25 protein-coding genes are annotated in these 23,802 nt (G+C 65.6%); 9 read left to right on the forward strand and 16 right to left on the reverse strand.

What is annotated here, in order from left to right:
* Positions 1–6: 6 nt before the first annotated feature.
* The 10 genes from FAZ21_RS13075 to FAZ21_RS13120 form a co-directional block, all read right to left on the reverse strand.
* Positions 7–963 carry a biotin--[acetyl-CoA-carboxylase] ligase gene (locus FAZ21_RS13075; protein WP_136773886.1) on the reverse strand — a complete coding sequence of 319 codons (957 nt, stop codon included), beginning with the start codon at positions 961–963 and terminating at the stop codon, positions 7–9.
* A 171-nt stretch (positions 964–1,134) separates the two neighbouring features.
* A complete protein-coding gene (gene hslV / locus FAZ21_RS13080; protein WP_136773887.1) occupies positions 1,135–1,689 on the reverse strand; it encodes an ATP-dependent protease subunit HslV in 555 nt (184 codons plus the stop codon).
* Positions 1,690–1,794: 105 nt separating this feature from the next.
* Entirely contained in the window at positions 1,795–2,976 is a 1,182-nt protein-coding gene (locus tag FAZ21_RS13085; RefSeq protein WP_136773888.1) for an STAS domain-containing protein, read from the reverse strand.
* A 272-nt stretch (positions 2,977–3,248) separates the two neighbouring features.
* Complete coding sequence (locus FAZ21_RS13090) at positions 3,249–4,727, reverse strand: efflux transporter outer membrane subunit (RefSeq protein WP_211243456.1); 1,479 nt, start codon at positions 4,725–4,727, stop codon at positions 3,249–3,251.
* A 282-nt stretch (positions 4,728–5,009) separates the two neighbouring features.
* On the reverse strand, positions 5,010–6,149 hold the full coding sequence (locus tag FAZ21_RS13095; protein WP_136773889.1) for an ABC transporter permease: 1,140 nt from the start codon (positions 6,147–6,149) through the stop codon (positions 5,010–5,012).
* A complete protein-coding gene (locus FAZ21_RS13100; RefSeq protein ID WP_136773890.1) occupies positions 6,146–7,090 on the reverse strand; it encodes an ABC transporter ATP-binding protein in 945 nt (314 codons plus the stop codon). Before FAZ21_RS13100 ends, FAZ21_RS13095 begins: the two co-directional genes overlap by 4 nt.
* Positions 7,087–8,031, reverse strand: a complete 945-nt coding sequence (locus FAZ21_RS13105; protein WP_136773891.1) for an HlyD family secretion protein — start codon at positions 8,029–8,031, stop codon at positions 7,087–7,089. Before FAZ21_RS13105 ends, FAZ21_RS13100 begins: the two co-directional genes overlap by 4 nt.
* 14 nt (positions 8,032–8,045) lie before the next feature.
* Complete coding sequence (locus tag FAZ21_RS13110; protein WP_136773892.1) at positions 8,046–8,699, reverse strand: TetR/AcrR family transcriptional regulator; 654 nt, start codon at positions 8,697–8,699, stop codon at positions 8,046–8,048.
* 65 nt (positions 8,700–8,764) lie between these two features.
* Positions 8,765–9,331: a YkgJ family cysteine cluster protein gene (locus FAZ21_RS13115; protein WP_136773893.1), complete on the reverse strand. Its 567-nt coding sequence runs from the start codon at positions 9,329–9,331 to the stop codon at positions 8,765–8,767.
* A gap of 126 nt (positions 9,332–9,457) precedes the next feature.
* Positions 9,458–9,802: a VOC family protein gene (locus FAZ21_RS13120; RefSeq protein ID WP_136773894.1), complete on the reverse strand. Its 345-nt coding sequence runs from the start codon at positions 9,800–9,802 to the stop codon at positions 9,458–9,460.
* Positions 9,803–9,921: 119 nt separating this feature from the next.
* Here FAZ21_RS13120 and FAZ21_RS13125 point away from each other — a divergent pair, with 119 nt between their 5' ends.
* The 6 genes from FAZ21_RS13125 (at position 9,922) to FAZ21_RS13150 (ending at position 14,361) form a co-directional block, all read left to right on the forward strand.
* A complete protein-coding gene (locus FAZ21_RS13125) occupies positions 9,922–10,692 on the forward strand; it encodes a class I SAM-dependent methyltransferase (RefSeq protein ID WP_136773895.1) in 771 nt (256 codons plus the stop codon).
* An 82-nt stretch (positions 10,693–10,774) separates the two neighbouring features.
* Entirely contained in the window at positions 10,775–11,887 is a 1,113-nt protein-coding gene (locus tag FAZ21_RS13130) for an ATP-binding protein (RefSeq protein ID WP_136773896.1), read from the forward strand.
* A 235-nt stretch (positions 11,888–12,122) separates the two neighbouring features.
* Complete coding sequence (locus FAZ21_RS13135; RefSeq protein ID WP_136773897.1) at positions 12,123–12,806, forward strand: CsgG/HfaB family protein; 684 nt, start codon at positions 12,123–12,125, stop codon at positions 12,804–12,806.
* An 11-nt stretch (positions 12,807–12,817) separates the two neighbouring features.
* The gene (locus FAZ21_RS13140; protein ID WP_136773898.1) at positions 12,818–13,186 is read left to right on the forward strand and encodes a DUF4810 domain-containing protein; all 369 of its coding nucleotides are present in this window, start codon (positions 12,818–12,820) and stop codon (positions 13,184–13,186) included.
* Positions 13,187–13,188: 2 nt separating this feature from the next.
* Positions 13,189–13,854: a DUF799 domain-containing protein gene (locus FAZ21_RS13145; RefSeq protein WP_136773899.1), complete on the forward strand. Its 666-nt coding sequence runs from the start codon at positions 13,189–13,191 to the stop codon at positions 13,852–13,854.
* 90 nt (positions 13,855–13,944) lie between these two features.
* Positions 13,945–14,361, forward strand: a complete 417-nt coding sequence (locus FAZ21_RS13150) for a hypothetical protein (protein WP_136773900.1) — start codon at positions 13,945–13,947, stop codon at positions 14,359–14,361.
* Between the two features lie 80 nt (positions 14,362–14,441).
* Here FAZ21_RS13150 and FAZ21_RS21170 read toward each other — a convergent pair whose 3' ends face one another.
* Positions 14,442–15,755, reverse strand: a complete 1,314-nt coding sequence (locus FAZ21_RS21170) for a carbohydrate-binding protein (RefSeq protein WP_169307387.1) — start codon at positions 15,753–15,755, stop codon at positions 14,442–14,444.
* 385 nt (positions 15,756–16,140) lie between these two features.
* On the opposite strand from FAZ21_RS21170, the gene FAZ21_RS13160 reads away from it, so the two are divergent.
* From FAZ21_RS13160 to FAZ21_RS13165, 3 genes are all read left to right on the forward strand, one after another.
* Positions 16,141–16,572: an SRPBCC family protein gene (locus tag FAZ21_RS13160; RefSeq protein WP_211243458.1), complete on the forward strand. Its 432-nt coding sequence runs from the start codon at positions 16,141–16,143 to the stop codon at positions 16,570–16,572.
* Between the two features lie 142 nt (positions 16,573–16,714).
* Positions 16,715–16,891, forward strand: coding sequence for a hypothetical protein (locus tag FAZ21_RS20315; protein ID WP_169307388.1), 177 nt, complete (start codon positions 16,715–16,717; stop codon positions 16,889–16,891).
* Between the two features lie 264 nt (positions 16,892–17,155).
* The gene (locus FAZ21_RS13165) at positions 17,156–17,677 is read left to right on the forward strand and encodes a GAF domain-containing protein (RefSeq protein WP_246038635.1); all 522 of its coding nucleotides are present in this window, start codon (positions 17,156–17,158) and stop codon (positions 17,675–17,677) included.
* Here the strand turns inward: FAZ21_RS13165 and FAZ21_RS13170 are convergent.
* The 5 genes from FAZ21_RS13170 to FAZ21_RS13190 form a co-directional block, all read right to left on the reverse strand.
* The gene (locus FAZ21_RS13170; protein WP_246038637.1) at positions 17,662–18,834 is read right to left on the reverse strand and encodes an FAD-dependent monooxygenase; all 1,173 of its coding nucleotides are present in this window, start codon (positions 18,832–18,834) and stop codon (positions 17,662–17,664) included. The genes FAZ21_RS13165 and FAZ21_RS13170 overlap by 16 nt on opposite strands.
* 93 nt (positions 18,835–18,927) lie before the next feature.
* Positions 18,928–20,232, reverse strand: coding sequence for a Xaa-Pro aminopeptidase (gene pepP / locus FAZ21_RS13175; RefSeq protein WP_136773901.1), 1,305 nt, complete (start codon positions 20,230–20,232; stop codon positions 18,928–18,930).
* A 213-nt stretch (positions 20,233–20,445) separates the two neighbouring features.
* Positions 20,446–21,318, reverse strand: a complete 873-nt coding sequence (locus FAZ21_RS13180; RefSeq protein WP_136773902.1) for a M48 family metalloprotease — start codon at positions 21,316–21,318, stop codon at positions 20,446–20,448.
* A 3-nt stretch (positions 21,319–21,321) separates the two neighbouring features.
* Positions 21,322–21,861, reverse strand: coding sequence for an SH3 domain-containing protein (locus FAZ21_RS13185; RefSeq protein ID WP_136773903.1), 540 nt, complete (start codon positions 21,859–21,861; stop codon positions 21,322–21,324).
* Positions 21,858–23,693, reverse strand: a complete 1,836-nt coding sequence (locus FAZ21_RS13190; RefSeq protein ID WP_136773904.1) for an adenylate/guanylate cyclase domain-containing protein — start codon at positions 23,691–23,693, stop codon at positions 21,858–21,860. Before FAZ21_RS13190 ends, FAZ21_RS13185 begins: the two co-directional genes overlap by 4 nt.
* Positions 23,694–23,802: the final 109 nt, after the last annotated feature.

Here is a 23,802-nt window from a genome sequence, read left to right on the forward strand (position 1 = left end):
CGCGGCTCAATGGGCCGCTCGCAGGCTCAGATCGCCACTGTGGACCACTTCTTCGCCATGCGCGCTGCGAAAAAGCAAAGCGCCATCGTCGGTCACGCCGGCAGCGATGCCGATACGTACCTGACCGCTCGGCGCTACCAGCCGCACCGCCTTGCCCTGCCAGGCATGGTGAGCTTCCCAGCGGGCACGGAAATCGGCAAAACCGTGCGCGGCAAAGTGGGTCAGCGCCTGTTCCAGTTCACCCAGCAGGCGGCCCAGCAAGGCGTTGCGTGAAATGGTCAGCCCTTGCACGGCCAGCCCACCTACCCGCTGGTCCGCGACTTCCGGCTCCGACAGGTTGAGCCCGATGCCGATGATCGCATTGACCGGCCCCATCGCGTCGCCGGCGACCTCGATCAGGATGCCACCCGCCTTGGCGTCGCCATCGGCGGTACGCAGCAACAGGTCGTTGGGCCATTTCAATCCGACCCCTTCGACCCCGGCCGCGGCGACCGTTTCGGCCACCACGGTACCGACCGCCAGCGGCAAGCCTGCCAGCGTGGCCGCGCCGCCGGGAAACTGCCAGCACAGCGAGAACAGCAGCGAACCGCCCAGCCTGGCTTGCCAGCGGCGCCCCATGCGACCGCGCCCGCCATCCTGCCACTCCGCCGCCAGGACCTTGCCGTGGCCCGGCTCCAGCAGCAGGCGGCGGTTGGTCGAATCGGTGCGTTGCGCCAGTTCGAGGTTCAGGCGGGAGTGCGTGGGCAGTACGGCCCGGATGAGCGTGCTGTCCAGCCAGTCGATGGGCTGGTCCAGCCGATAGCCCACGCCATGCCTGCGCTCCAGCCGGACGCCGTAGTTTTCGGCTTCGGCGAGCGCGGCGGAAACCGAGGCGCGCGACAAGGACAACTGTTCGGCAATGCTGGCGCCAGAGGTGAACTGATCGGCGGAAAGGAAGCGCAGGCAGGCGAGGGTATGCGACATGGCGGCGATTGTAGCCGGAGGGCGGATGATCCGTGTATTGCGGCGCTGACGCAGTGTGGCGCCCACGCTGCGGGCCGGCGCGGGGGCTGGCGGCGGATGAGGCGGTCGATCGGACTGCCCCCTGGGCGCTAAGCGATGCCTGGTGCGTCCGGGGGCCTGTGTGTGTAGCGACTATGCGGCGGTGGATTCGCCGCCCAGGCTCTCGATCACATGGTTCTGATTGGTATAGATGCAGATGTCGCCCGCGATCTCCAGCGCTTTCTTGATGATGGTTTCAGGTGGCAGGTCGGTGTTTTCCTGCAAGGCGCGCGCTGCGGCCTGGGCGAAGGCGCCGCCGGAGCCGATGGCGGCGATGCCCTCCTCCGGTTCCAGTACATCGCCGTTGCCGGTGATGACCAGCGTGGCGGTTTCGTCGGCAACGATCAGCATGGCTTCCAGGCGGCGCAGCATGCGGTCGGTGCGCCAGTCCTTGGCCAGTTCCACCGCCGCGCGGGTCAGGTGGCCCTGGTGCTTTTCCAGCTTGGCTTCGAAGCGCTCGAACAGCGTGAAGGCATCGGCGGTGCCGCCGGCGAAGCCGACGATCACGCGATCGTGATAAAGCTTGCGCACCTTGCGCGCGGTGCCCTTGATGACCACGTTGCCCAGCGTGACCTGGCCGTCGCCGCCCACGGCGACATGACGCCCCTGGCGCACGGAGACGATGGTGGTGCCGTCGAATTGCTGCATGGGAAGCCCTCTACGAATGATATCGGGCAGGTGGGGGCGCGATGGAGGGAATCAAGCGGGATGCTCCCTCGCCGGCCGGGATGAGCCCGGCCGGTTCGCGCCAGCTCAGGGGCGCTGGTGGCTATAGCGCAGTTCGACCAGCTCGCTGATACCCAGCAGGTGCAGCAGGCCGCTGACCAGTTCATTCGGGTCCAGGATCGCCAGCGCGTGGCCCTGCTGCATCAGTTCCATGCACAGGTTGAGCAACTGGCCGGCGGTTTCGAAGTCCACGCGGCGCACACCCTTGAAATCCAGCACCGGTTGCGGATGCTGCGCGGCGAACTCGCGGATCGCGGCCAGGTCGCCGGCGGCACCGCCCACCAGGTCGCCGGAAAGCGCCAGCTGATCCGGCGCGCTGCGGCTGGGCGTCGGCGTGGTGGCGGCGGGCTGTTGCGCGGCCTTTTTCTGCTCCGGGCTGGGCGCCAGCTTGGCATCCCACGAGGGGGGCGACACTTCGAAGGTGACGGCGTAGACGATGGCCAGGTTGTCGAACGCATCCTGGTCGCCGGTGCTTTGCATCACTTCCATCAGCAGCAGCCAGAACGGTGCTTCGGCCGGGATCTTGCGGCTGGGCTCGATCTTGCCGCGCAGTAGCTCGATGAAGCTGTCCGCGCCCAGGATCTGAAGGCGGGTCTGGGTCTTGCGCGCGCGGGACCAGCAGGCGAGCAGCTCGGCGGCGCCCACGCTGTCGATATCGGTCACGCGGGCGAAGTCGGTGCGGACCACTGCGCCTTTCTCACAGGCCTTGATCAGCTTGGCGGCCTCTTTGTCGCCCACGTCCGCCTTCACCTGCGCGGGGAAGGCCACATAGGCGCTGCCGGCGGCCTCGGCCACTGCCGCACGTGGCAGCTCGCGCCAGACCGGTGGCGAGACTTCGAACTCGACGACGTATTGCAATGCCAGTTCGTCGTACGCCGCGCGGTCGCCCAGTTGCTGGTAAAGCTCGAACAACAGGTGCCAGGTTTCGTGGCGGCGCGTGCCCAGGACGGTGGGCAGGATGCCCTTGAGCGCCTCGCTGGCGGCTTCGGCCTGATTGTTGGCATACAACACCACGGCCTCTTCCTCGGCGGGCGTGAGGTGGGCGCCGATGTCCTCGATCTCGATGGACAATTCCTGGAGGTTATAGGCAGGGGGCTCCCCTGCGGACGGCTTGGCCTCCGGGGCGGGGGTGGGTGCCGGCTTGGGGCCCGCTTTCGGGGCCTCTGGCTTTTCCGGCTCGTTGTCTTTCTTGCGGAAGAAGGAGAACACGGTAGACCTTGGCACACGTCGCCGCGCACCTGTTCATGTGGATCGAATCCCGGATTGTAAGGCGTTTGCCGCGCCGACTCAAAGCTGCCGGACCGATGAACTGTCCCTCGATTGCCTATCACACATGGGGACACCCGATGGGTGCCGCTGCTTATGTGATAGGTGGCATTTATCGCCGTGTCACGGAGCGATTTGTAGTCGCGAGACCGGTAATGCGTCGGTCGGGTTGCTCCGCATGCCGCGCCAATGCTGGCAATGGCCCTTGCTTGGCATCACCGAGCAGCACTCGCGGCTGGTGCGATATCGGTATCGATCCAGCCGCCACCCAGCGCTTGCAGCAGTGCCGCGGTGTCGGCGTAACGATCCGCGCGCGCCGCTTGCGCGTCCAGCGCGGTTTGCAATGTTTGACGTTCCGCGTCCAGCACCGACAGCCGGCTGATGCCGCCCAGCGCCAGTCGCCGGGTGGCGATGTCGCGGTATGCCACCGCGTCGTCGGCGGCGTTGGCGCGGGCGTGCAGCAGGGATGCATCCATGTGCAGGGCATGCAGCGCGTCGGCCACCTGTTGCAGGCCTGTGAGCACGGTTTGCCGATAGGTCGCTTCCGCAGCGCGTAGCGCGGCTTCGGCGCCGCGCTTTTGCGCGCGCAGCGCGCCGCCGTGGAACAACGGTTGTACCAACCCGGCACCCAGTTTCCAGGCGTTGAAGCTTTCCAGCAGGCGGCTGCTTTCCAGTTGATCGGTGCCGAGGCTGCCGCTGAGGGTCAGGCGTGGATACAGGTTGGCGGTGGCGACGCCCACCTCGGCGGTCGCGCCGGCCAGCAGCGCTTCGGCAGCCCGGATATCAGGACGGCGGCGCGCCAGCTCGGCGGGAACCCGCCAGGGCAGTTGGGTGGGCAGGCGCAGTTCATCCAGGCGTGGCAGCGGTGGCAGCCCGTCGCCGGGGGCGTGCCCGAGGTAGACGGCCAGTTGATGACGCAACGCGGCGTGTTGCTGCCGCAACGGTGGCAGCAATGCCTCGGTCTGCATGACCAGGGTGCGCTGGCCGAGCAGATCCTGCCGCGACACGCCGCCTTGCCGTTCCTGTTGACTGGTGATGTCCAGTTGCTGGCGTTGTGCGGCCAGCAGCGCCTCGGTGAGGGCGATACGATCCGCCAGCGCTGCTTCACGGATGACGCTGACCGTGACATTGCCCGCCAGCGCCAGTCGAGCCGCTTCCAACTGGTAGCGCTGGTAGTCGGTGCGTGCCGCCAGCGATTCCAGCGCCCGTCGTTCGCCACCGAACAGGTCCAGGGTGTACGAGACGTCGATCGACGCATGATAGAGCGTGAACGGCCCGAAGTTGCGCAGCGGCGGATCACCCGGCGCCGGGGTATTGATTTTCTCGCGGGTGGCGGCGAGGTTGGCATCTACCTGTGGCCATAATGTGCCGGCCTGCGCCGCATAGGCCGCGGCAGCCTGATCCAGTCGCGCCTGTGCTTCGTCGAGCGTGGGGCTGGCGGCCAGCGCCTGCGCTACCAGCGCATCCAGCCGGGACGAGCCGAACAGCGTCCACCATTGCTGCGGCAGCGCCTGCTGCTGGAAGAAGCGCTGGCTCACACCCTCCGCCTCACCCGTGGCATCGGGTAACGACGCTTCCGTGTAGCGCCCGGTTGCGGGCGGCGCGGGCGAACGGAAATCCGGCCCGACCGCACACCCCGCCAGCAGAGCCGCAAGGGCCACCCCATAGCCAGGTGACAGTGATCGCATGAACATTTCTCTCATCCGGAAACCCCGCGCAGCGAAGTGGTCAGGAACATTGGCCGGAGGCGTTCCAGGCGAAGCCAGGCGTCTTCGCGACAGCAACGTTGAGAAGGGCGCTTCATCACAGGCTTGGCCATCGCCATGACCATCGAGCAAAGCGAGGCCCCCTCGCGACGGCGAGGGCGGAGGAGCAGGAACCAACAAGCGCGAGACGTTCCCCGCACACCACCACTCTTGAGCCCCCGGCTGGGAGCTTGCCGCCACAAGCGCACCATAAGCCCTCACCTCAAGCCCCTAATCGAGCGTACGCCGATAGAAGCGCAGCGCGATGCCCATCACCACCACCGGGAACAGCAGCAATGGCCAGATGCTGGGCCAGAGATCCGCCCAGCCGCTGCCTTTGAGCAGGATGCCCCGGATCAGCCGGTTGAAATGCGTCAACGGCAGCACGTTGCCGATGTACTGCGCCCATTGGGGCATGCCCCGGAACGGGAACATGAAGCCCGAGAGCAGGATGTTCGGCAGGAAATAGAACATGGTGAGCTGCATGGCCTGGAGCTGGTTCTGCGCCAGCGACGACAGCGTGATGCCCACGGTGAGCGTGGCGGCGATGAACAGCAGCGCGGCGAGGTAGATGGCGATCAGACTGCCGGCGAACGGCACCTGGAATACGAAGTACGCCGCCAGCAGGATGATGCTGGCCTGGATCAGCCCGATGGCGACGTAGGGCACGATCTTGCCGGTCATGACCTCGATCGGGCGCACGGGGGTGGCCAGCAGGTTTTCCATGGTGCCGCGCTCGCGTTCGCGGGTCATCGCCAGCCCGGTCATCATCACCATGGTCATGGTGAGGATCACGCCCATCAGGCCGGGTACGGTGTTGAACTGTGCGTTGCCCTCGGGGTTGTACAGGCGATGCACGCGTACTTCGAAGGGGGGCTCGCCACCACGCAGCGTTGCCAGCGGGCCGGTGAGATCGCGTCGCGCCACGTACTGCCCCAGTTGCGCCACGGCGGACAACGCCATGCCGGTGGCCATCGGGTCGGTGGCGTCGGCCTCGACCAGCAGCGCCGGCTTGTCGCCGCGCAACAGGTCGCGGGTGAAGCCCGCCGGTACATTCAGTACGAACTGCACCTCGCCCCGCGCCAGCGCCGCGCGCCCTGCTTCTTCGCTCGGCAGTTCGCCGATGATGTCGAAATATTCGGAGTTCTTCATCGCCGCCACATAGCTACGGCTGAACTCGCTGTGATCGGCAATGACCAGGGCGGTGGGCATGTGCTTCGGATCGGTGTTGATCGCGAAGCCGAACAGCGCGAGCTGGACGATGGGCAGACCGATGATCATGCCGAAGGTGATGCGGTCGCGCCGCAGTTGCAGGAACTCCTTGAGGACCACGCTCCACCAGCGCGCCACGGAGAAACCGCGCCATTTCATGACTGCGCTCCGAAGTTGTCGGCCGAGCGTCCCATCATGTAGATGAAGACGTCTTCCAGGCTGGTGTCGGCGGGCGCTAGCCGCAGCGAACTGCCGGCCACCGCGTCGCGTAGCGTGGTTTCCAGTTGCGCGCCATCGCGGCCGCTGACGTGCAGGGCCGCGCCGAATGCCACGGTCTGGTCCACGCCCGGCTGGCCGCGCAGTCGTTGCGACAGGGCCATCAGGTCGTCGCCCTCGATGGTCCAGGTGGACAGATTCTGCCTGGCGATGACCTCGGCCGCCGTGCCCTGGGCCAGCAGGCGACCGTAGGCGATGTAGGCCAGCTTGTGGCAGCGCTCGGCCTCATCCATATAGTGCGTGGACACCAGCACCGAGATGCCGCGCGCAGCCAGCGTATGCAGTTCTTCCCAGAAATCGCGCCGCGCGGTGGGATCGACGCCGGCGGTCGGCTCATCCAGCAGCAAGAGCTTCGGCTGGTGCAACAGACAGGCCGCCAGCGCAAGTCGTTGCTTCCAGCCACCCGACAGCGAGCCAGTGAGCTGCTCGGCGCGGCTGGCGAGGCCCAGTTCTTCCAGCGTGCGATCCACCAGCGCGCGGCGCTCGGGCATTTCGTAGATGCGCGCGACGAAGTCGAGATTCTCGCGGATGGTGAGGTCTTCCCAGTACGAGAACTTCTGCGTCATGTAGCCGACATGGCGCTTGATCTCGTCGGCTTGCCGCACGATGTCGTAACCCATGCAGGTGCCGCTGCCGGCATCCGGCGTGAGCAGGCCACACATCATGCGGATGGAGGTGGTCTTGCCGCTGCCGTTGGGGCCGAGGAAGCCGAAGATCTCACCGCGCCGTACTTGCAGCGATACATCGTTCACCACGTGTTTGTCGCCGAAGTGCTTGTGCAGGCCGCGCACGTCGATGGCGAGTTCGCCGGCGTCCGCGTTCATCGTGGCGTCACCGTCATCGGCTGGCCGGGATGCAGCCCCGCCGCCTGTGCCGGCGCGGGGCGTGCCTCCACCATGAACACCAGCTTGTCGCGTGTATCGTTGCTGTAGATCACCGGCGGCGTGTATTCGGCCTCGGTGGCGATGTAGTCGATGCGTGCCGGGATCGCGGTGCAGCCGTCGCAGCCCAGCGTGACTTCACGTCCCGGTGCCAGGCTGGCCAGCGCGGCCTGCGGCACGAAGAAACGCACCTTGATGTTGCCGGGCGGTAACAGCCGGACCACCGGGCTGCCGGCTGCCACCCATTCGCCTTCGCGGTACAGCGTATCGAACACCAGCGCCGCGGCCGGCGCATGCAGCGCTTTCTGGTTCAGTGTCCAGTCGGCCTGGGCCAGCGCGGCGCGCGCGGCCTCCACCTGCGCCGCCTGTGCCTGCATCTGTGCGGCGCGGCCTGGCAGGCGTGCGACATCCAGTTCGCGGCGCAATTGCAGCACGTTGGCGGCGGCGGCCAGGTCGGCGGCGCGGCTTTGCTCCAGTTGGGCCTGAGACACGCCGCCCGCCTGGAACTGAGCTTCGTCGCGCTGGCGCTGTTGCGCCGCGCGGCGCGCCTCTGCTTCGGCGGCGGCCAGTTGTGCCTGGGTCACTTCGATTTCCTGCGGGCGCTTGCCGGTGCGCAGGTCATCCAGTTGCGCCTGCGCTGCCGCCAGTTGTTGCTGGCGCTGGCGTCGCGCCGCTACTTCGTTGTCGGTATCGAGCGCGAACACCGCTGCGCCGGTCTTGACCTGTTGCCCGCGTTTCACCGCCAGTTGCGTCAGGCGCCCGCTTTGCGAGGCGGCGAGCGCAACGAATTCGCCTTCGACGTAGCCCTGATAGGCTGTCGGCGCCTCACGCGAACAACCCGCCAGCAGTAGCAGCGGCAACCAGCACAGGCGGGAAACGGGCATGGTGGACTCCTTGTTCATCGCGGGGCGGGCCTTAGTCCGTGCAACAACAGTGCCGTGGCGTGGCGGGCGACGGCATCCGGTTCCAGCGTCAGCCCGATCGGCAGGCGGCGCTGCTGGCCGGCGGCCGCGAATGGCAGCATCGCCAGACCCAGCACCGAGACGAACACCAGTTGCGGGTTGATATCCGGATGCAGATCGCCTCGTGCCTGCAATGCGCCAAGCGATTCGGCCAGCGCGCGCAGGCGCGGCAATGGCAAGCGGGCGAACAGCCGTGCCCGCAGCAGGCCGCTTTCGTTGAGGATTTCGCCGATCCACAGCGGCGGCAGCCAGGGCCGGCTGGCAACGCCGGCGATCATCCGGGCGATCACGCCTTGCAGCAGCAGGCGCGGATCGGCGACCTCGTCATCGGTGGCGGTCCAGACCTGTTCGATCAATGGCGCCACGCGTTCCTCGACCAGTGCGTCGAGCAAGCGATCGCGATTGCTGAAGTAGTAATGGACCATGGCCGGCGTCACCCCGGCCTGCTTGGCGATCTGCGCCATGCTGGTGGCGGCGATACCCCGTTCGGCAAAACGGACGAGGGCGGCATCGAGCAAGCTGGCGCGTACGTCCTGCTCGGCGGTGGCGAGCGGACGGCCACGGGTTCGGATGGCGGGTGCGTGCGACATGAATGCAGATTAATTAACGATATCGTTAATTTCAAGGTGCCCGCGTCGGGCGCGCCTCACGGCGCTCAAGGAAAGGGATCGGTCGTGAGAGGGAAGAAATCTCGGATGTCGCGGATCGGCTTGCGCTTGTTGATCACGTCCAGCAGGTGGAACAGCTTTTCCAGGATGTAGTTGTTGCGGCTGCCATACCTGGCGTGGGGCGTGGCGATGTCGTTGCACGCCGGTTGCCCCGGTGCGTGGAGCGTGCGGCAGACGAAGGGGCGGAAGGGGTAGATCGAGCATGCCCCCGCCGCGTCGAGAAACGGGCATGGCCGCCGGGCCACGGTGTGCCCCGAAGAGATTGAGCTACCGGTCCGGGGAACGATTCCCACGTGCTTGCGGATGTACCGCGCTTCGATGGTGGTGATCGGCAGATCGACACGGCAACAGCGCGAGCAGCCTTTGCTGCATGCCGTGCCCGGTGTGGTCAGTTCGCCCACCAGATCGGCCAGCGCGTAGATCTCCTGGAGTTTGCCGAGCGGATTGTCGCTGCCGCGCTGGATCTGATGCGTCAGCTCATGCAATTGGGTAAAGAACCTCAGCTCCATATCGCGGATCTGCATCCGGCTGGCTGGGGGGACGACTCGATCCATGGGGGACTCCCGGGGCGGCGTCTCGACGGGGCGTGGGGACCGGCGCGCTGCGATATGGGCGTATGGTTCTGGCAGTGACCGGAAGGGGGGCGTCGATCCGCGGGCGGTGCGACGCCGGGTTTGGCGTTACGCGGACCACACGGCCAGTTCGTAGCCGTCGGGATCGAGGAACTGGAAGCGTCGCCCGCCTGGAAAGCTGAAGATCGGCTTGGCGATCCGCGCGCCCGCTGCGGTCACGCGCGCCAGCGTGGCTTCGAGATCGTCGGCGTACAGTACCACCAGCGGGCCACCGGGGCGGGGGCTGCCTTCGGTGGTGAAGCCACCCTTGAGGCGGCCATCGAAGAACTCCGTGTAGCCGGGGCCGTAGTCGGTGAAGGTCCAGCCGAAGGCTGCCGCGTAGAAGGCCTTGGTTCGGGCGATATCCGTGACCTGAAGTTCGATGTAATCGATTTGTTGATCCGGCGTGCTCATTGCAATGTTGCTCCCTGGATGGTTACACGAAAGAAATGTAGGGGCTGGTTGCGCCATCATTGACGCGATACTGAGGTCAATGCTTAATCGGATAGATGTTTTTACGCAAGGGAGTGGCGATGACTGAAGTCGATTTCGGCAAGACTGCAAGCGACTATGGCAAGTACCGCGCGGGTTTTCCTGCCGCTTTCTTTGCTCGGGCTGCGGCGCTGGGTGTTGGCGTGCCCGGGCAGCAGGTGCTGGATATGGGAACGGGCACCGGCACTCTGGCACGCGGTTTTGCGCGGCAGGGATGCCTGGTCACCGGGCTGGACCCAGCCGAGGCCATGCTGGCGCAGGCACGCCTGCTGGATGGCGAGGCGGGCGTGCGCATCGAGTATCGCCAGGGCGTCGCGGAGCGTACCGGCTTGCCGGATGCCGCCTTCGACGTGGTGACCGCGGGTCAGTGCTGGCACTGGTTCCAGCGCGTGGATGCCGCGCGTGAGGCGTGGCGGCTGCTGCGGCCCGGCGGCATGCTCGCACTGGCGCATTACGATTGGTTGCCGCTGCCGGGCAATATGGTGGAAGCCACCGAGCGGTTGATCCTCCAGCACAACCCGACCTGGCAGGGCGCTGGCGGTTGCGGGGTTCATGGCGCGCACTTCGCCGATCTGGCGCAGGCGGGCTTTACGGGGCTGGAAGCCATCATCTTCGACGTGCCCGCCATCTACAGCCACGAAGCATGGCGCGGACGCATCCGCGCCAGCGCGGGCGTGGCGGCCAGCCTGCCGCCGCACGCGGTGACCCGCTTCGACGCCGAGCTGGCCGAGTTGCTGCGCAATCGCTTTCCGGAAGAGCCGATGCGCGTGCCACATCGCGTGTTCCTGGCGGTGGGCCGCAAATATGGATGACTTAGCGCCGAATGGATCAGTTGTTTTTCTACGGTTATCTTTGCAATATAGATATATCTAAATTACGTAGATATTTTTAGATATGGCGACTTCCTTCGATGCCTGGCACTTTGCCCGCCACGATCTGGCGCAGCGTTACATCGATGCCTTCCAGGCCGGGCTGAGCAGCGCGCGTGCGCTATTTGCCCGTCGCCGCATGGGCAAGACCGAGTTTCTGCTCAAGGACTTGCTGCCACAGTCGGAGCAGGCCGGTTTTACCTGCGTCTACGTCAATCTGTGGGAGTGCCGGACGGCGCCGCTGGCTGGTATCGCCGAGGCCGTGGCCCAGCAACTGGCCGCGCGGCGCAATCCGCTGGCCCGGCTGGTTGGAAAGGGGCCGCAGGTCCGTGGTGTGAAGCTGACGGTGCTGGGGGCGGGCGTCGATGCGCGGCTGGACGATCCGGATGCCGACCCCACCCTGGCGCAGGTCTGGCAGCGCATCGATGCGCATGGCCACCCCATCCTGCTGATGATCGACGAGGCGCAGGTCCTGGCGAGTGCCGAGCACCTGGGCGTGGCCAGTGCGCTACGCGGCGGCCTGGACGTGCGCAAGGACAAGGTGAAGGTGATCTTCACCGGCTCCAGCGAACACACCTTGCGCGGCATGTTCGGCAAATCCAGCCAGCCATTCTACAACTGGGCGCCGGTCGAGCCGTTTCCATTGCTGGACAACCTGTTCGTCAGCCACATGGTGCAGCGCGCCAACGCGATCCTGCGACCCGAGCTGGCCTTGCCGGACGAACGGGCGCAACAGGCGTTCATCACGCTCAAATCGTCGCCCGAGGTGTTCCGCCGTTTTCTCGATGCCTACCTGCTCAACCCGTTTGCCGGCGTGGAGGTTGCCGTGGAGCGCGCCCGTGAAAGCACGTTTTCCGACGACGGCTTCGCCGCGATATGGGACAGCCTGCTGCCGATGGACCGGCTGGTGTTGCAGTTCGTGGCAGCCGGGCGCAAGGGCATCACCGGCAAGCCCGCGCTGCGCGAGTTCGGGGCCGCACTGGGCATCGGCGTGGCGCAGTTGCACGCGGTGAACAACTCGCTGGCGCGGTTGATGGACCTGAAGCGGCAGATCCTGGTGAACGTCGAACGGGGCGAATACCAGTTCGAAGACCTGCATTTTCAGGAATGGGTGCTGCTGGAACATCCGCCAGCCTGACTTTACTCCAATCATTACCCGGGTTCCGATGGGGCGGTGTTGTGACCTGCATGCAAGCGAAGGTTGGGGTTTTGCCAAAGTTGCCGCGTACAATTTGTCAGTAGTCAGGGATGAATGGTTGTTTTTGCGGATAATCGGTTGTGTTCGAAATGACGTGTATTGGTGCGTCGAGCGAATCAATCACCAGTGAAGGCTGCCACGCGGCGCGGGCGGTCGTCACGTTCAAGGAATCGATATGACGAAGATACGCACGACGCCCATGCTGCTCCTGCTGGCGGGCGCCTTCCTGCTTGCGGGGTGCGCGACCGAAAGCTCGACCACGCTGGCAGTGCCCAAGGTAGAAAGTGCCAGCCGGCCCTATACCGGCGTTCGCACCCCCATTGCGGTAGGCAAGTTCGACAACCGCTCCACCTATATGCGCGGCATTTTCTCCGATGGCGTGGATCGCCTGGGTGGCCAGGCCAAGACCATCCTGATCACCCATCTGCAGCAGACCAACCGCTTCAATGTGCTCGACCGCGACAACATGAAGGAGATCGGGCAGGAGGCCGGGATCAAGAAGCAGGCCCAGCAGCTCAAGGGGGCCGATTACGTCGTGACCGGAGATGTCACGGAGTTCGGTCGCAAGGAAGTGGGCGATACCCAGTTATTCGGCATCCTGGGGCGCGGCAAATCGCAGGTCGCCTACGCCAAAGTCAGTCTCAACATCGTCGATATCTCCACATCGGAGGTGGTGTACTCCAGCCAGGGGGCCGGTGAATACAGTCTGTCCAATCGCGAGATCGTCGGTTTTGGCGGCACCGCGAGCTATGACTCCACGCTGAACGGCAAGGTGCTCGACCTGGCCATGCGCGAAGCCGTCAACAATCTGGTCGGAGCGATCGAGTCCGGTGCCTGGAAACCCGGCAAAGCCCAATGATGGATATCGTCATGAACAACAAAAAGAAACCCGTACCGGCCGTGTTGCCGTTGCTGGCCATTGCGCTACTGGCCGGCTGCGCCGCGCAACCCAAGACGCTCTATCAGTGGGAGGGTTACCAGCAGCAGGTCTACAAGTACTTCCAGGGCGAATCGCCCACCGAGCAGATTGCCGCGTTGGAAGCCAGCTTCCAGAAGATTCGCGCCAAGGGCAGCATGCCGCCGCCCGGCTTCCACGCTCACCTCGGCATGCTGTATGCCAGCATCGGCAATGAAGAACAGGCGGTCCAGCAGTTTCAGACAGAAAAGGCGCTGTTCCCCGAATCGCAGGCCTATATGGATTTCCTGCTGAAGAAAAACCAGACCAGGCTGGGGGAATGACGATGGCAAAGCTGTTCAAGATATTGGCCTGCTGCGCGGTGCTGCTGTTCGTCACCGGCTGCGCGGCTCCCAAGGCCGGTAACACCGACTACACAGCGTTCAAGCAGAGCAGGCCGGCATCGATCCTGGTCTTGCCGCCGCTGAACGAATCGCCGGATGTGAACGCTACCTACGCCATGTTGGCGCAGATGACCCTCCCGTTGGCCGAAGCGGGCTACTACGTGCTGCCGGTGGCGCTGGTGGACGAAACCTTCAAGCAGAACGGCCTGAACAGCGCGAGCGATATCCACGGGGTGGACAGGGAAAAACTGCGCGAGATCTTCGGCGCGGATGCGGTGCTCTACGTGACCGTGACCAAGTACGGTTCCAGCTACGTGGTGGTCGACAGCGTGACCGAAGTGGCCGCCAAGGCCACGCTGGTGGATCTGCGCAGCGGCGAAACGCTCTGGGCTGGCGCCGGTCGTGCGTCCAGCAGCGAGCAATCGAGCGGCAGCTCCGGCGGTGGCTGGGTGGGCATCCTCGTATCGGCGGCGATCAAGCAAATGACCAACCACCTGAGCGACGCATCCTATGGCTATGCCGGCATCACCAGCGTGCGCATGCTGTCGGCTGGCGCCCCGGGCCGCATCCTGTACGGCCCGCACTCGCCCCGGTACGGCACCGACTGAACTCATGCCAGGCTGGCCGAGACGGGCCCCCATGGCTACCCCAAAGCGATGGGTGCTACCTGAAGAAAATCATCCGGGAAGGTTGTCCGCATGTTCCTGACATTGCTGCTGGTCACGCTGGTGGTGGCAACCGTGGTTTCGTTGCTGGTGGCGCTGGCCTTTTCCAAGCCCATCGACAGCATCCTGAAACGGATCATCGCCGATGAAATCAGCGTCGCCTGGCTGAAATACCTGAAGTTCGCGATCCTGGTCGTCGGGGTTTCGGCAGGTGTGCGCATTTACGAACTGGAGAAGTACATCACGCCGGCGCGCTGGGACAAGGAAGCGCGGGTCGTTTCGTTGACGACGGAGCGCTGGGTGCTCGAACTGTACCGGACCGTGATCGAGGCACTGCAAGGTATCGCCTGGTTGCTGCTGGTTTTCTTTATCTTTGCGTTGATCGCCTACGTGATCGTGCGGATCGCCGAGATGCGCCAGGGCGGCGCGGCGGATCGAGCGAAGGGGTGATTCGCCATTTTGTGCGGATCACCTCGCCCAGCAAAAAGCCCCGGCATGACCCGGGGCTTTTTGCTGCACCGTTGCCGGAATCAGCGCTGGAATACCCGCACCCAGTCCACCTCCATCCGCTGCGGGAACGATGTGGTGGCATCCGGGTTGCCCGGCCAGTTGCCGCCGACCGCCACGTTCAGCAGCAGGTGGAAGCGCTGGTTGAACGGCGCGGGATAGGCGCCGGCGCTGCTGTACCAGTCGGTCTGCTGGCCGAAATACTGTCCGTCCACATACCAGCGGATCACGCCCGGTTCCCATTCCACCGCGTAGTCGTGGAAGTTGTCGGCCATGCTGCTGCCCGGCACGGTGGAAATGGTCTTGTGGGTATTGTTGGGCCAGACGCCGCCGTAATGGATCGAGCCGTAGGTCACATTGCCGCCGGCGGCCTTCAGGTTGATGGCTTCCATGATGTCCAGCTCACCGCTGGCCGCCCAGCCGCCGTAGACCCAATCGGTGGGCAGCATCCAGAACGCCGGCCAGAGACCCTGACCATAGGGCAGCTTCATCCGCGCTTCGAAGCGGCCGTAGGTCCAGTCGCCCTTGCCCAGCGAGCGCAAGCGCGCCGAGGTGTATTGGCGGGTGCCGTCCGGGCCGGTGTAGTTCTCGCGGCGCGCCTCGATCACCAGCTTGCCGTTTTCGATGCGCGCATTCTCGTTGCGCGCGGTGTAGTACTGGAGTTCGTTGTTGCCGCCGCCCTGACCATTGACTTCGAAGCTCCACTTGGTGGTATCGATGGCACTGTTGTTGAACTCGTCGTTCCACACCAGGCGCCAGCCGGCCGGCGACGGAATGTTCGAAGTGGGCGTCGGTTGCGGCGGTGGTGTGGGCGTGGCCGGGGTGGGCGTCGGAGCGCAGCCACCGCTGACCACCTTCCACACGCCCCATTCGCCGGATTGGGCAGGGTTGTCGCCCTGCGTCCACCACTTGGCCTCGTACAGTACGCCGTTGTAGGTCACGCGCTGTCCGCCGGTATAGGCGGTGCCGGCGACCCAGGCGGGGGCGCTGCTGCTGCATCCGGGCGTCGGCGTGGCCGGCTTGGGCGTGGGGACGGCGGTGGGTTGCGGTGTTGGCGCCGGGGTAGGGACCGGTGTGGGCGTGGGGGTCGGTGTACTGCCGCATTGCCCGCCCGCCTGCCACAGCGTGGTGGTGCTTTTCGGATTCCAGCCGGTGCCCGCATAGGCGGTATGCGTGAGCAGCGCGGTATAGGTGGCTCCGGCATAGGTGACGGTATCACCCGCCTGATAGGTATTACCCTCGGCCCAGGCGCCGCGACATGCGGCCTGGGCGTTGCCGGCAAAGGCCGCGATGGCGGCGACGATGCTCAGCGCCGGTAACGAAAGACGACGATTCATTCCAACTCTCCTCCTGCTTTTATCTGGCTCGGCCGGCGAGAGTGGGGGCGCGGCAAAGCACATCGGCCCCTGCGATCTATATCGCAGGGGCGCGATAAGGCGTTGCCGTTCGCGTTCCACACTCTCTTCAACCGCATATGGGTCTAGTAGCCTGTGCCCAAACCGTTTGCATGCTCAATGCATGCCGTTGGTCTGAAATGGCCAGGTTGCCCGTGGCGAGTACCACCAGGAAAGGTGGCCCTACCTGCGCGCATTCATGTCATGGGGGTAGGCAGGATGCAATCGGCATCCTGCCGGATGGTGGCTTTTCCCGTGCCAACGGTCCAAATGACAGCGCTTTCAGAGGGTGAAATGACAACTTTCATCCAGAACTCGGAGCGCTCCCGTGAGCACACCCAATTTTGTCCGCATCGTCCGTCGGTTGGATGCCTCACCCCAGCGCGTGTTCGAGGCGTGGCTCGACCCGCAGGTGGCGCGCCACTGGCTGTTCACCTCGCCGATCAGCGAACACAACATTACTGAGATCGACGCCCGCGTGGGCGGTGCATGGCGCATCACCGACCGACGCGAGGGCGTGGCTTATACCGGCATCGGCGAATACCTGGAAATCGCCCCGCCGCGTCGCATTGTCTTTACCTTCGCCATGCCGCAGTTCTCGCCGGCATACGATCGTATCGACGTCGAGATCGAACCTGATGGCGGCGCAAGCGTGCTGACGGTGACCCAGCACGGCCTGCCGCCCGATTTCAACGAGGCCACCGAAGCGGGTTGGAACCTGATGTTCGACACGCTGGCCGCATGGTTGGCACGGGATTGACCCGACCCGCGATTCGCGCCTGAGGTGTCGTTTATGCGCTGTCTTACCCACCAGGCGTGGGGTGGCAGCGGCAATACTCCCATGCCACGGCGGGCGAATCGGCTTTTAACTGAAGGCATCGAACCTGGTACGGAGGTGTGCGATGTCTTCGTTTGGCCTGTATCTGATTGGCGTGGTGTTGGCGATTCTCGGCCTGGGCTACGGTGCCCATATCGCCGGCCTCAACTTGCAATGGATCGTCGTCGGTGGCGTGGTGCTGCTGGGGATCGGAATCGTTGCCGGGGTGTCGCGCACCCGGCTGAAGGATCCGCCGCACTGAGCTGACCGGGTTCGCGTGCGAAGGTCGGGTTGGGGGGGGGCTTGCGGGCGGCAGGCGCCGCACGGGAAGGCCGCATGGCTGGTTGCCGGATGTGGGCCCATTGCGGGAGGCTTTGCCTCACGGGCGCCACCGGCTGGGCAATGTGGGGTGATATTGACGAGCCTGGGCCCTCTGGATTTCACCCGATGCGATAGCCTTTGTCTGCATGCCGGCACTCGAAGTGATCACCCGGCATCCGAAACATTGTCCATCGCGAGGGATCCCATGCAAGCGCCGCCCATGCCGCAGAACGAAGCAGAACGTATTCAGGTGTTGCACAGTCTGCTGATGCTCGATACCCCTGCGGAGACCCGTTTCGATAACCTGACCCGTGTGGCAGCCACGTTTTTCCGCGTGCCGATCGCTTTGGTCACGCTGGTGGATAGCCGGCGGCAATGGTTCAAATCCGCCTGTGGCGTGCCGATGGGTGAAACCCCGCGCGAGGTCTCGTTCTGCGGGCATGCCATCTTGCAGGACGACGTGATGGTGGTGGAGGACGCGTTGGACGACCAGCGCTTCTTCGACAACCCATATGTGACCGGCGCACCCGGGGTGCGCTTCTATGCGGGCGCGCCACTGAAGGTGGGCACGGGCGCGGCGGTCGGTACGTTATGCCTGATCGATTGCCAACCGCGTCGCCTGCAATCGTTCGAACTGGAGATGCTGGCCGATCTGGCCAAGCTGGTGGCGGTCGAATTGCAACGCGCCGCGCCTCTCCAAACCGGAGAAGCTCAGCGCGCGCCGTAGACCATGCGCTGGGCGAAGCCGCGCCGCAGCGGCCCGGCCTGATCCAGCCCAAGCAACGCCAGGCTGCGTGCATGCTTGAGGATGGGGTTGGGCGAATCGAAGATGCTGATCAGGCTGTCGGTGAACGCGGTGACGAGGCCGGCATCCTTGCGCCGCAGCCGCGCATAGCGCGCCAGCGTTTCTTCTTCGCCCAGCCGCGCGGCGGGTACGGCGCCCAGCACGTCCGCCAGCGTCGCGGCGTCGCGCAACCCCAGGTTCAGCCCCTGGCCCGCTACCGGGTGCAACGTCTGCGCGGCGTTGCCGATCAACGCCAGGCGGCGGCCCACCACTTTGTCGAGCGTCTTGAGCGCCAGCGGAAAGCTGGCACGTGCGCCGACAGCGGAAAAACCCGCCACGCGCCCGGCGAAGCGCGTGCCCACTTCCGCCAGGAATTCGTCATCCGGCAACGCCAGCCGCGCCTCGGCCTGCTCCGGCGACTGTGTCCACACCAGCGTGAAGTCGTCGCCACGCGGCAGTAGCGCCAAGGGGCCATCGTCGGCAAAGCGCTCGTAGGCGATGTTGTGGTGTGGCCGGTTCGGGGTGAGCGTCGCCAGCACCGCGTGCTGACGATACGGTTTGACGGTCTGGACCACATCGCCGAGCGTGCCGACCAGCTTGCCGCCATCAGCCAGTATCACCAGCCGGCAGGTCAGCATACGCGGGCCGTCGGGGCCGGCGACTTCCAGCTCGGCGAACCGCGCCAGCCGCCGGATCGCGGTGACCGGGCTGCCCAGCGCCACCTGGGCATCGCTGTCGGCCAGGCGGTCCAGCGCCAGCTTTGCCAGCCGGTCGTAGCCGACCACATAGCCCAGCGCAGGCAACGCCAGCTCGGTGGCGTCGAGTTCGGCACGGCCGATGCTGCCGGCCTGCGAGACGTGTACCTTGGCGATGGCGGTGGCCGCCAGCGCATGGTCGTCCCACAGGCCGACGCGTTCCAGTGCTTCGCGGCTGGCGTAGGACAGCGCCAGCGCGCGGGGGTCGGCGGAGGTCTCGCGGCGGGCCTCGAGCACCAGCGCGTGGTGCCCGGCCTGCGCCAGTCGCAAAGCCAGCAGCGCGCCGACGGGGCCGCCACCGACGATGGCGATATCGACGTGGGCGGGTAGGCTGGAAATCAGCATGGAAGCATCCGGTTCAAGGCGCGATCTACGCCGGTCATGGGTTCGTCTGTTCGCAACGGGCGGGTCACTTGTGGGCCGCGATGGATCGGCGCGTCATCGCGACTCGGCCATCAACGCTTCGATCCCGGCCACTGTGCGCGGGCAGGCCTCGGTCAGCACCTCGTGGCCGGTGGCGGTGATCGCCACGTCGTCCTCGATGCGCACGCCGATGTTGGCGAATTCGGCCGGCACATTGTCGGCCGGGCGGATGTAAAGCCCCGGCTCCACGGTGAACACCATGCCGGGCTCCAGCGGCCGCCATGCGCCGTCCAGTTTGTAGGCGCCCGCGTCGTGCACGTCCAGCCCCAGCCAGTGGCCGGTGCGGTGCATATAGAACTGGCGATAGCTGCCTTCTTCCAGCACGCCATCGAGCGAGCCGGACAGCAGCTTGAGATCGATCAGCCCTTGCGCCAGCACCTTCACCGCCGCGTCGTGCATGGCGTTCCATTCCTCGCCCGGTCGCGCGTAATCCATGGCCGCGCGGTGGGAATCCAGCACCAGTTCGTAGATGTCCCTTTGTGGACCACTGAACTTGCCATTCACCGGAAAGGTGCGGGTGATGTCGCTGGCGTAGCCCTGGTATTCACAGCCGGCATCGATCAGCAGCAGGTCGCCGTCCTGCATGACGCGATCGTTTTCCACGTAGTGCAACACGCAGGCGTTCGGGCCGCTGGCGACGATGCTGCCGTAGGCCGGAAAGCGGCTGCCGTGACGATAGAACTCGTGCAGCAGTTCGGCCTCCACCGCGTATTCGGCCATGCCGGGGCGTGCGGTGCGCATGGCGCGGATGTGCGCGCCGACATTGATGCGCCCGGCCTCGCGCATCAGGTCCAGCTCGTGTTCGTCCTTGAACAGTCGCATTTCGTCGATGCTGCCGCGCACGTCGATGATTTCGCGCGGCGCGGTGACTCCGGCGCGGCCCTGGGCTCGGACTGCGTTCAGCCAGCCGGCAACCCGCTGGTCCCAGGCTGCGTCGGCGCCGAACGCGGTATGGATGCGCGGCTGGTTGGCCAGCAGCGTGACGATTTCGCTGTCCAGCGCTTCATAGGCGTGGGCCTGGGCGAAGCCGAAACGTTCGGCGGCGGCATCGGGGCCGAAGCGATAGCCGTCCCAGATTTCGCGTTCCAGGTTCTTGTCGCGGCAGAACAGGGTGGATTGCTGGGTTCCGTCTTCGCCGATCACCATCACCAGGACGGCTTCCGGCTCTGGAAAACCGGTGAGGTAATGAAAGCTGGAGTCGTAGCGGTAGGGGTAGGTGGTATCGGCGTTGCGCGCCACTTCGGGCGCGGTGGGCAGGATGACCACGCCCGGCGCGAGGCGCGCGGCGAGTCGTTCGCGGCGGATGGAATACGGTTGCATGCGGGCTCCCGGTTGCGCGCCCGGTGGGGCGCGTGATTGCCCGTGATTATATGGGAGTGAGGAGTGAGGAGTGAGGGGTGAGGGGTGAGGGGTGAGGGGTGAGGGGTGAGGGGTGAGGGGTGAGGGGTGAGGGCGCAAGCGCTACCACTGCCGCGCCGTTGCTTTTGAAGCTACCCCTCACTCCTCACGCCTTACCCCTCACACGTCTAGTCCCTACTTCCTCAGGCGGTAGAAGCGCTTGGTGTCTTCCACGCCGTCGGCGTAGCGTTCCAGCTTGTCGCCGACCACCTGGTCGATTTTGTTCAGTCGCTCACCCGGGGTCGGGTGGGTGCTGAACATCAGTTTCACCGTGCTGTCGGACGGGTTGATCTCGCCCAGCGTCTGCAACACCGATACCAGCGAATACGGGTTGTAGCCGGCGCGGGCCGCCAGCACCATGCCGCGTACGTCGGCTTCGTATTCGTCGTCCTTGTCCAGGCCGCGTACGAACACCTCGGACATGCCGGAGATCGCGTTGGCGCCCAGTTGGCGCGCGTTGCCCTGCTTGTAGCTGGTGAAGCCCTGCAAGGCGCTGCCCAGCGCTTCGCGGCCCTTGCCGGACTGGATGGCGCGGATCTGGTGATGCAACACCACGTGGTTGATCTCGTGCGCCAGCACGCCGGCGAGCTCGCCTTCGTTGCGCAGCTCCAGATACAGGCCGCGCGTGAGCAGGATCACGCCGCCGGGCGTGGCGAAGCTGTTGACGTTGGGCGAATCGATCACGCCGAAGCGCCAGTTCAGGCTGGGTGCGTCGGAGCGGCTGGCCAGCCACTGGCCCACCTGGTTCACGTAACGTTGCAGGCCCGCGTCGTTCACCAGCGGTGCGGCGCCCAGCAGGTTGGCGGCCAGGCCGTCGCCGATGGTGGCTTCTTCCTTGGGCCCGATGGTGCGGTTGGCATCCACCGTGTTCTGGATCACGCCACCCACGGCATTCACCAGATCCGGGTTTTCGTTGAGCTTGTCGACGATCTTGCCCAGGTCCAGCGCCTGGGCGGGCAGGGCGATGGCCAGTGCCAGCGCGCACAGCAGTCGGTTTGCCTGGAACATGGCTCAGCCCCCCCGCCGTTGCGATTGTGGATCGTTGGTCTGCCCGCCGCTGTTGCCGCGCGGGTAGGCGATATTGTTCACGCTCTCGGCCTTCAGGCCTGCGCTGCGCGCGTTGGCGGCGGCGCTTTGCGTGCTGGCGCGATATTGGTTCATCTTGTCCAGTTCGGCGTAGTTGGGTTTGGCGTTCTCGATCTGTTCGGCGGACAGCCCTTTCACCCCGGTGGTGACGGTGGTGCCGGACGAGCCGGTGGAAAGCACCCGGCCGACGGTACCCAGCCCGCCGCCGCCGCTGGCGCCGCCGGTGCGTACATTGAGCAGCTTGACCCAGCCGGTGCGGTTATCGCGGGTCTTCACCTGCATCCAGGCGCCTTTGCGGGCGACGATGTCGATCACGCTGCTGGCGGGAAGCTGGGCCACGGTGCCGGCGTCCAGGAAGGGTTGTTGCTTGAGCGGCGTGGCGCGGATCACCGTGCCGCTTTCGGCCAGCGCGGCGCCGGCCAGCAGCAGTGCTGCCAGGGCTGCTGCGATTGGAAGTCGTTTCATGCCGATGTGTCCTTCTCGTTTGAATCGATGGCGTGCGGCTCGAACAGCCGGACAGGCTGGCCGCGCCCTTTCACGTGATGCAGACCGCGCTCGACGAAGCCAAAGCGTCCGTCGCAGGCGTCGCGCGTGGCCTCGGAAACCAGTACCCGCGCCACCCCCTTGGTCTCGCCCTCGATGCGGCTGGCCAGATTGACCGTATCGCCGATGGCAGTGTAATCGAGCCGGGCCTGGGCACCGATGAACCCCACCACTGCCGGCCCGCTGTGTATGCCGATGCCGATGTCGAAATCCACACCCTGCTCGGCCAGTTCCCGTTTGAAGGCTTCCAGTTCGCGCGACATTTCCAGTGCCGCCGCCACGGCGTGTTCCGCATGGTGCGGGTCGTCCACCGGTGCACCCCAGAACGCCATGATGGCGTCGCCGATGAACTTGTCCAACGTGCCACCGTGACGAAAGATGACTTCCACTTGTCGGGAGAAGTAGCGGTTCAGCAGGTTGACGATCTCTTCGGGCGGCCGGGTTTCGGATAGCGAGGTGAAACCGCGGATATCCGAGAACAGCACGCTCACCTGCCGGCTGGACGCGCCGCTGCGCGAATCGATCTGGCCGCTTTCCACGAGGTCGCGCACCACGCGTTTGTCGAGGAAGCGCCCGAACAGTTGCACTGCCTGCTCGCGCCGCGCGCGCTCGCCCAGGTAGGCGAGCAGCGCCGCCAGCCAGAAGTAGGTCCAGGCCCAGCCGATGGCGCCGGTCAGCGACCAGTAGCGATTGATGTCCAGCGCCAGCCACATCGCGGCGAACGCGGCCAGTGTGGCGAGCGCCAGGCCCACGCCGAGCCAGAGCGTATTCACGCCGCGCGCGAAGCCCAGCCACAGCAGCGCGCACAGCAACAGCGCCAGCGGGGCGAAATACAGGCGATCGGGGCCGGTCAGCCAGTTGCCCTTTTGCAGATTGTCGAGCGCGCTGGCCAGGATCTCCACGCCGGGATAGGTCTGCGACAGCGGCGTGGGCCGCAGGTCCATCAACCCCGGCGCCGCCGTGCCGATCACCACGATCTTGCCGGCAAACTCATCGCGCGGCCGCTGCGGCTGCTCGCGGTTGGCATCCAGGTACAGATCGCCGAACGATACGTGCTGGTGCAGCGGTGTCCAGTTCAGGCGCAGCCGGCTCATGGTCGGTACCGCCCAGCCCAGGTCGCGCGCCACGCGCGCGGGCATGGACGGGATCATCCAGCCGTTCACCACGCTGTCCACCAGGTAATGCCGACCGATGCCATCGTGGTCGGCGTCGAAATTGATCAGGCCACCGCGCCAGGCCTTGGGCGGCAGCACGCTGGGCAGCAGCAGCGGTGCGCCGGCAGAGGCGGGGGCGCCCGGCCGCGCAACGATGCCTGTTTCGGCGGGCAGGCTGGCGAAGCGTGTGGGCTGGCCGTCTCCCAGCAGCACGTAGGGGAAGTACAGGCTGTCGTGCGCCAGCGCAGTATCGCGCAACAGCGCGTCGCTATCGGGGCGGAAGGTGTCCGGTTCGTTGAACAGGATGTCGAAAACGATGGCGCGCGGATGCTGCGCCGCCAGGATGTCGATCATTTCGGCATGGATGGCGCGCGGCCACGGCCAACTGCCCGCCACCTCGTTGAGCTGTTCCAGGCTTTTCTGGTCGATGTCGATCACGACGATGTCCGGCGATGCCGTACGCGTGGCGACATGCTGCCGCATCAGCGCATCGCCGGCCCGGTCATCCAGCGAGCGGCTCAGGTCCAGCCCCCCGTAGTCCAGCAGGACCAGCAGAAAGATCAGGATGAAAAGCGCGAAAAAGCGGCGTTGTTGCGACATGGGGGTAGGCAGGCGGAAACCGGCCTCTGTTATAGCATGGCGTGCCCTATCCCCGGTGTGCTGCAGGCACGCGTGGGAGGGGGCTTTGTCGAAAGATATGCCGATGTCG

Source organism: Chitiniphilus eburneus (genome assembly GCF_005048205.1).
Lineage (GTDB): Bacteria > Pseudomonadota > Gammaproteobacteria > Burkholderiales > Chitinibacteraceae > Chitiniphilus > Chitiniphilus eburneus.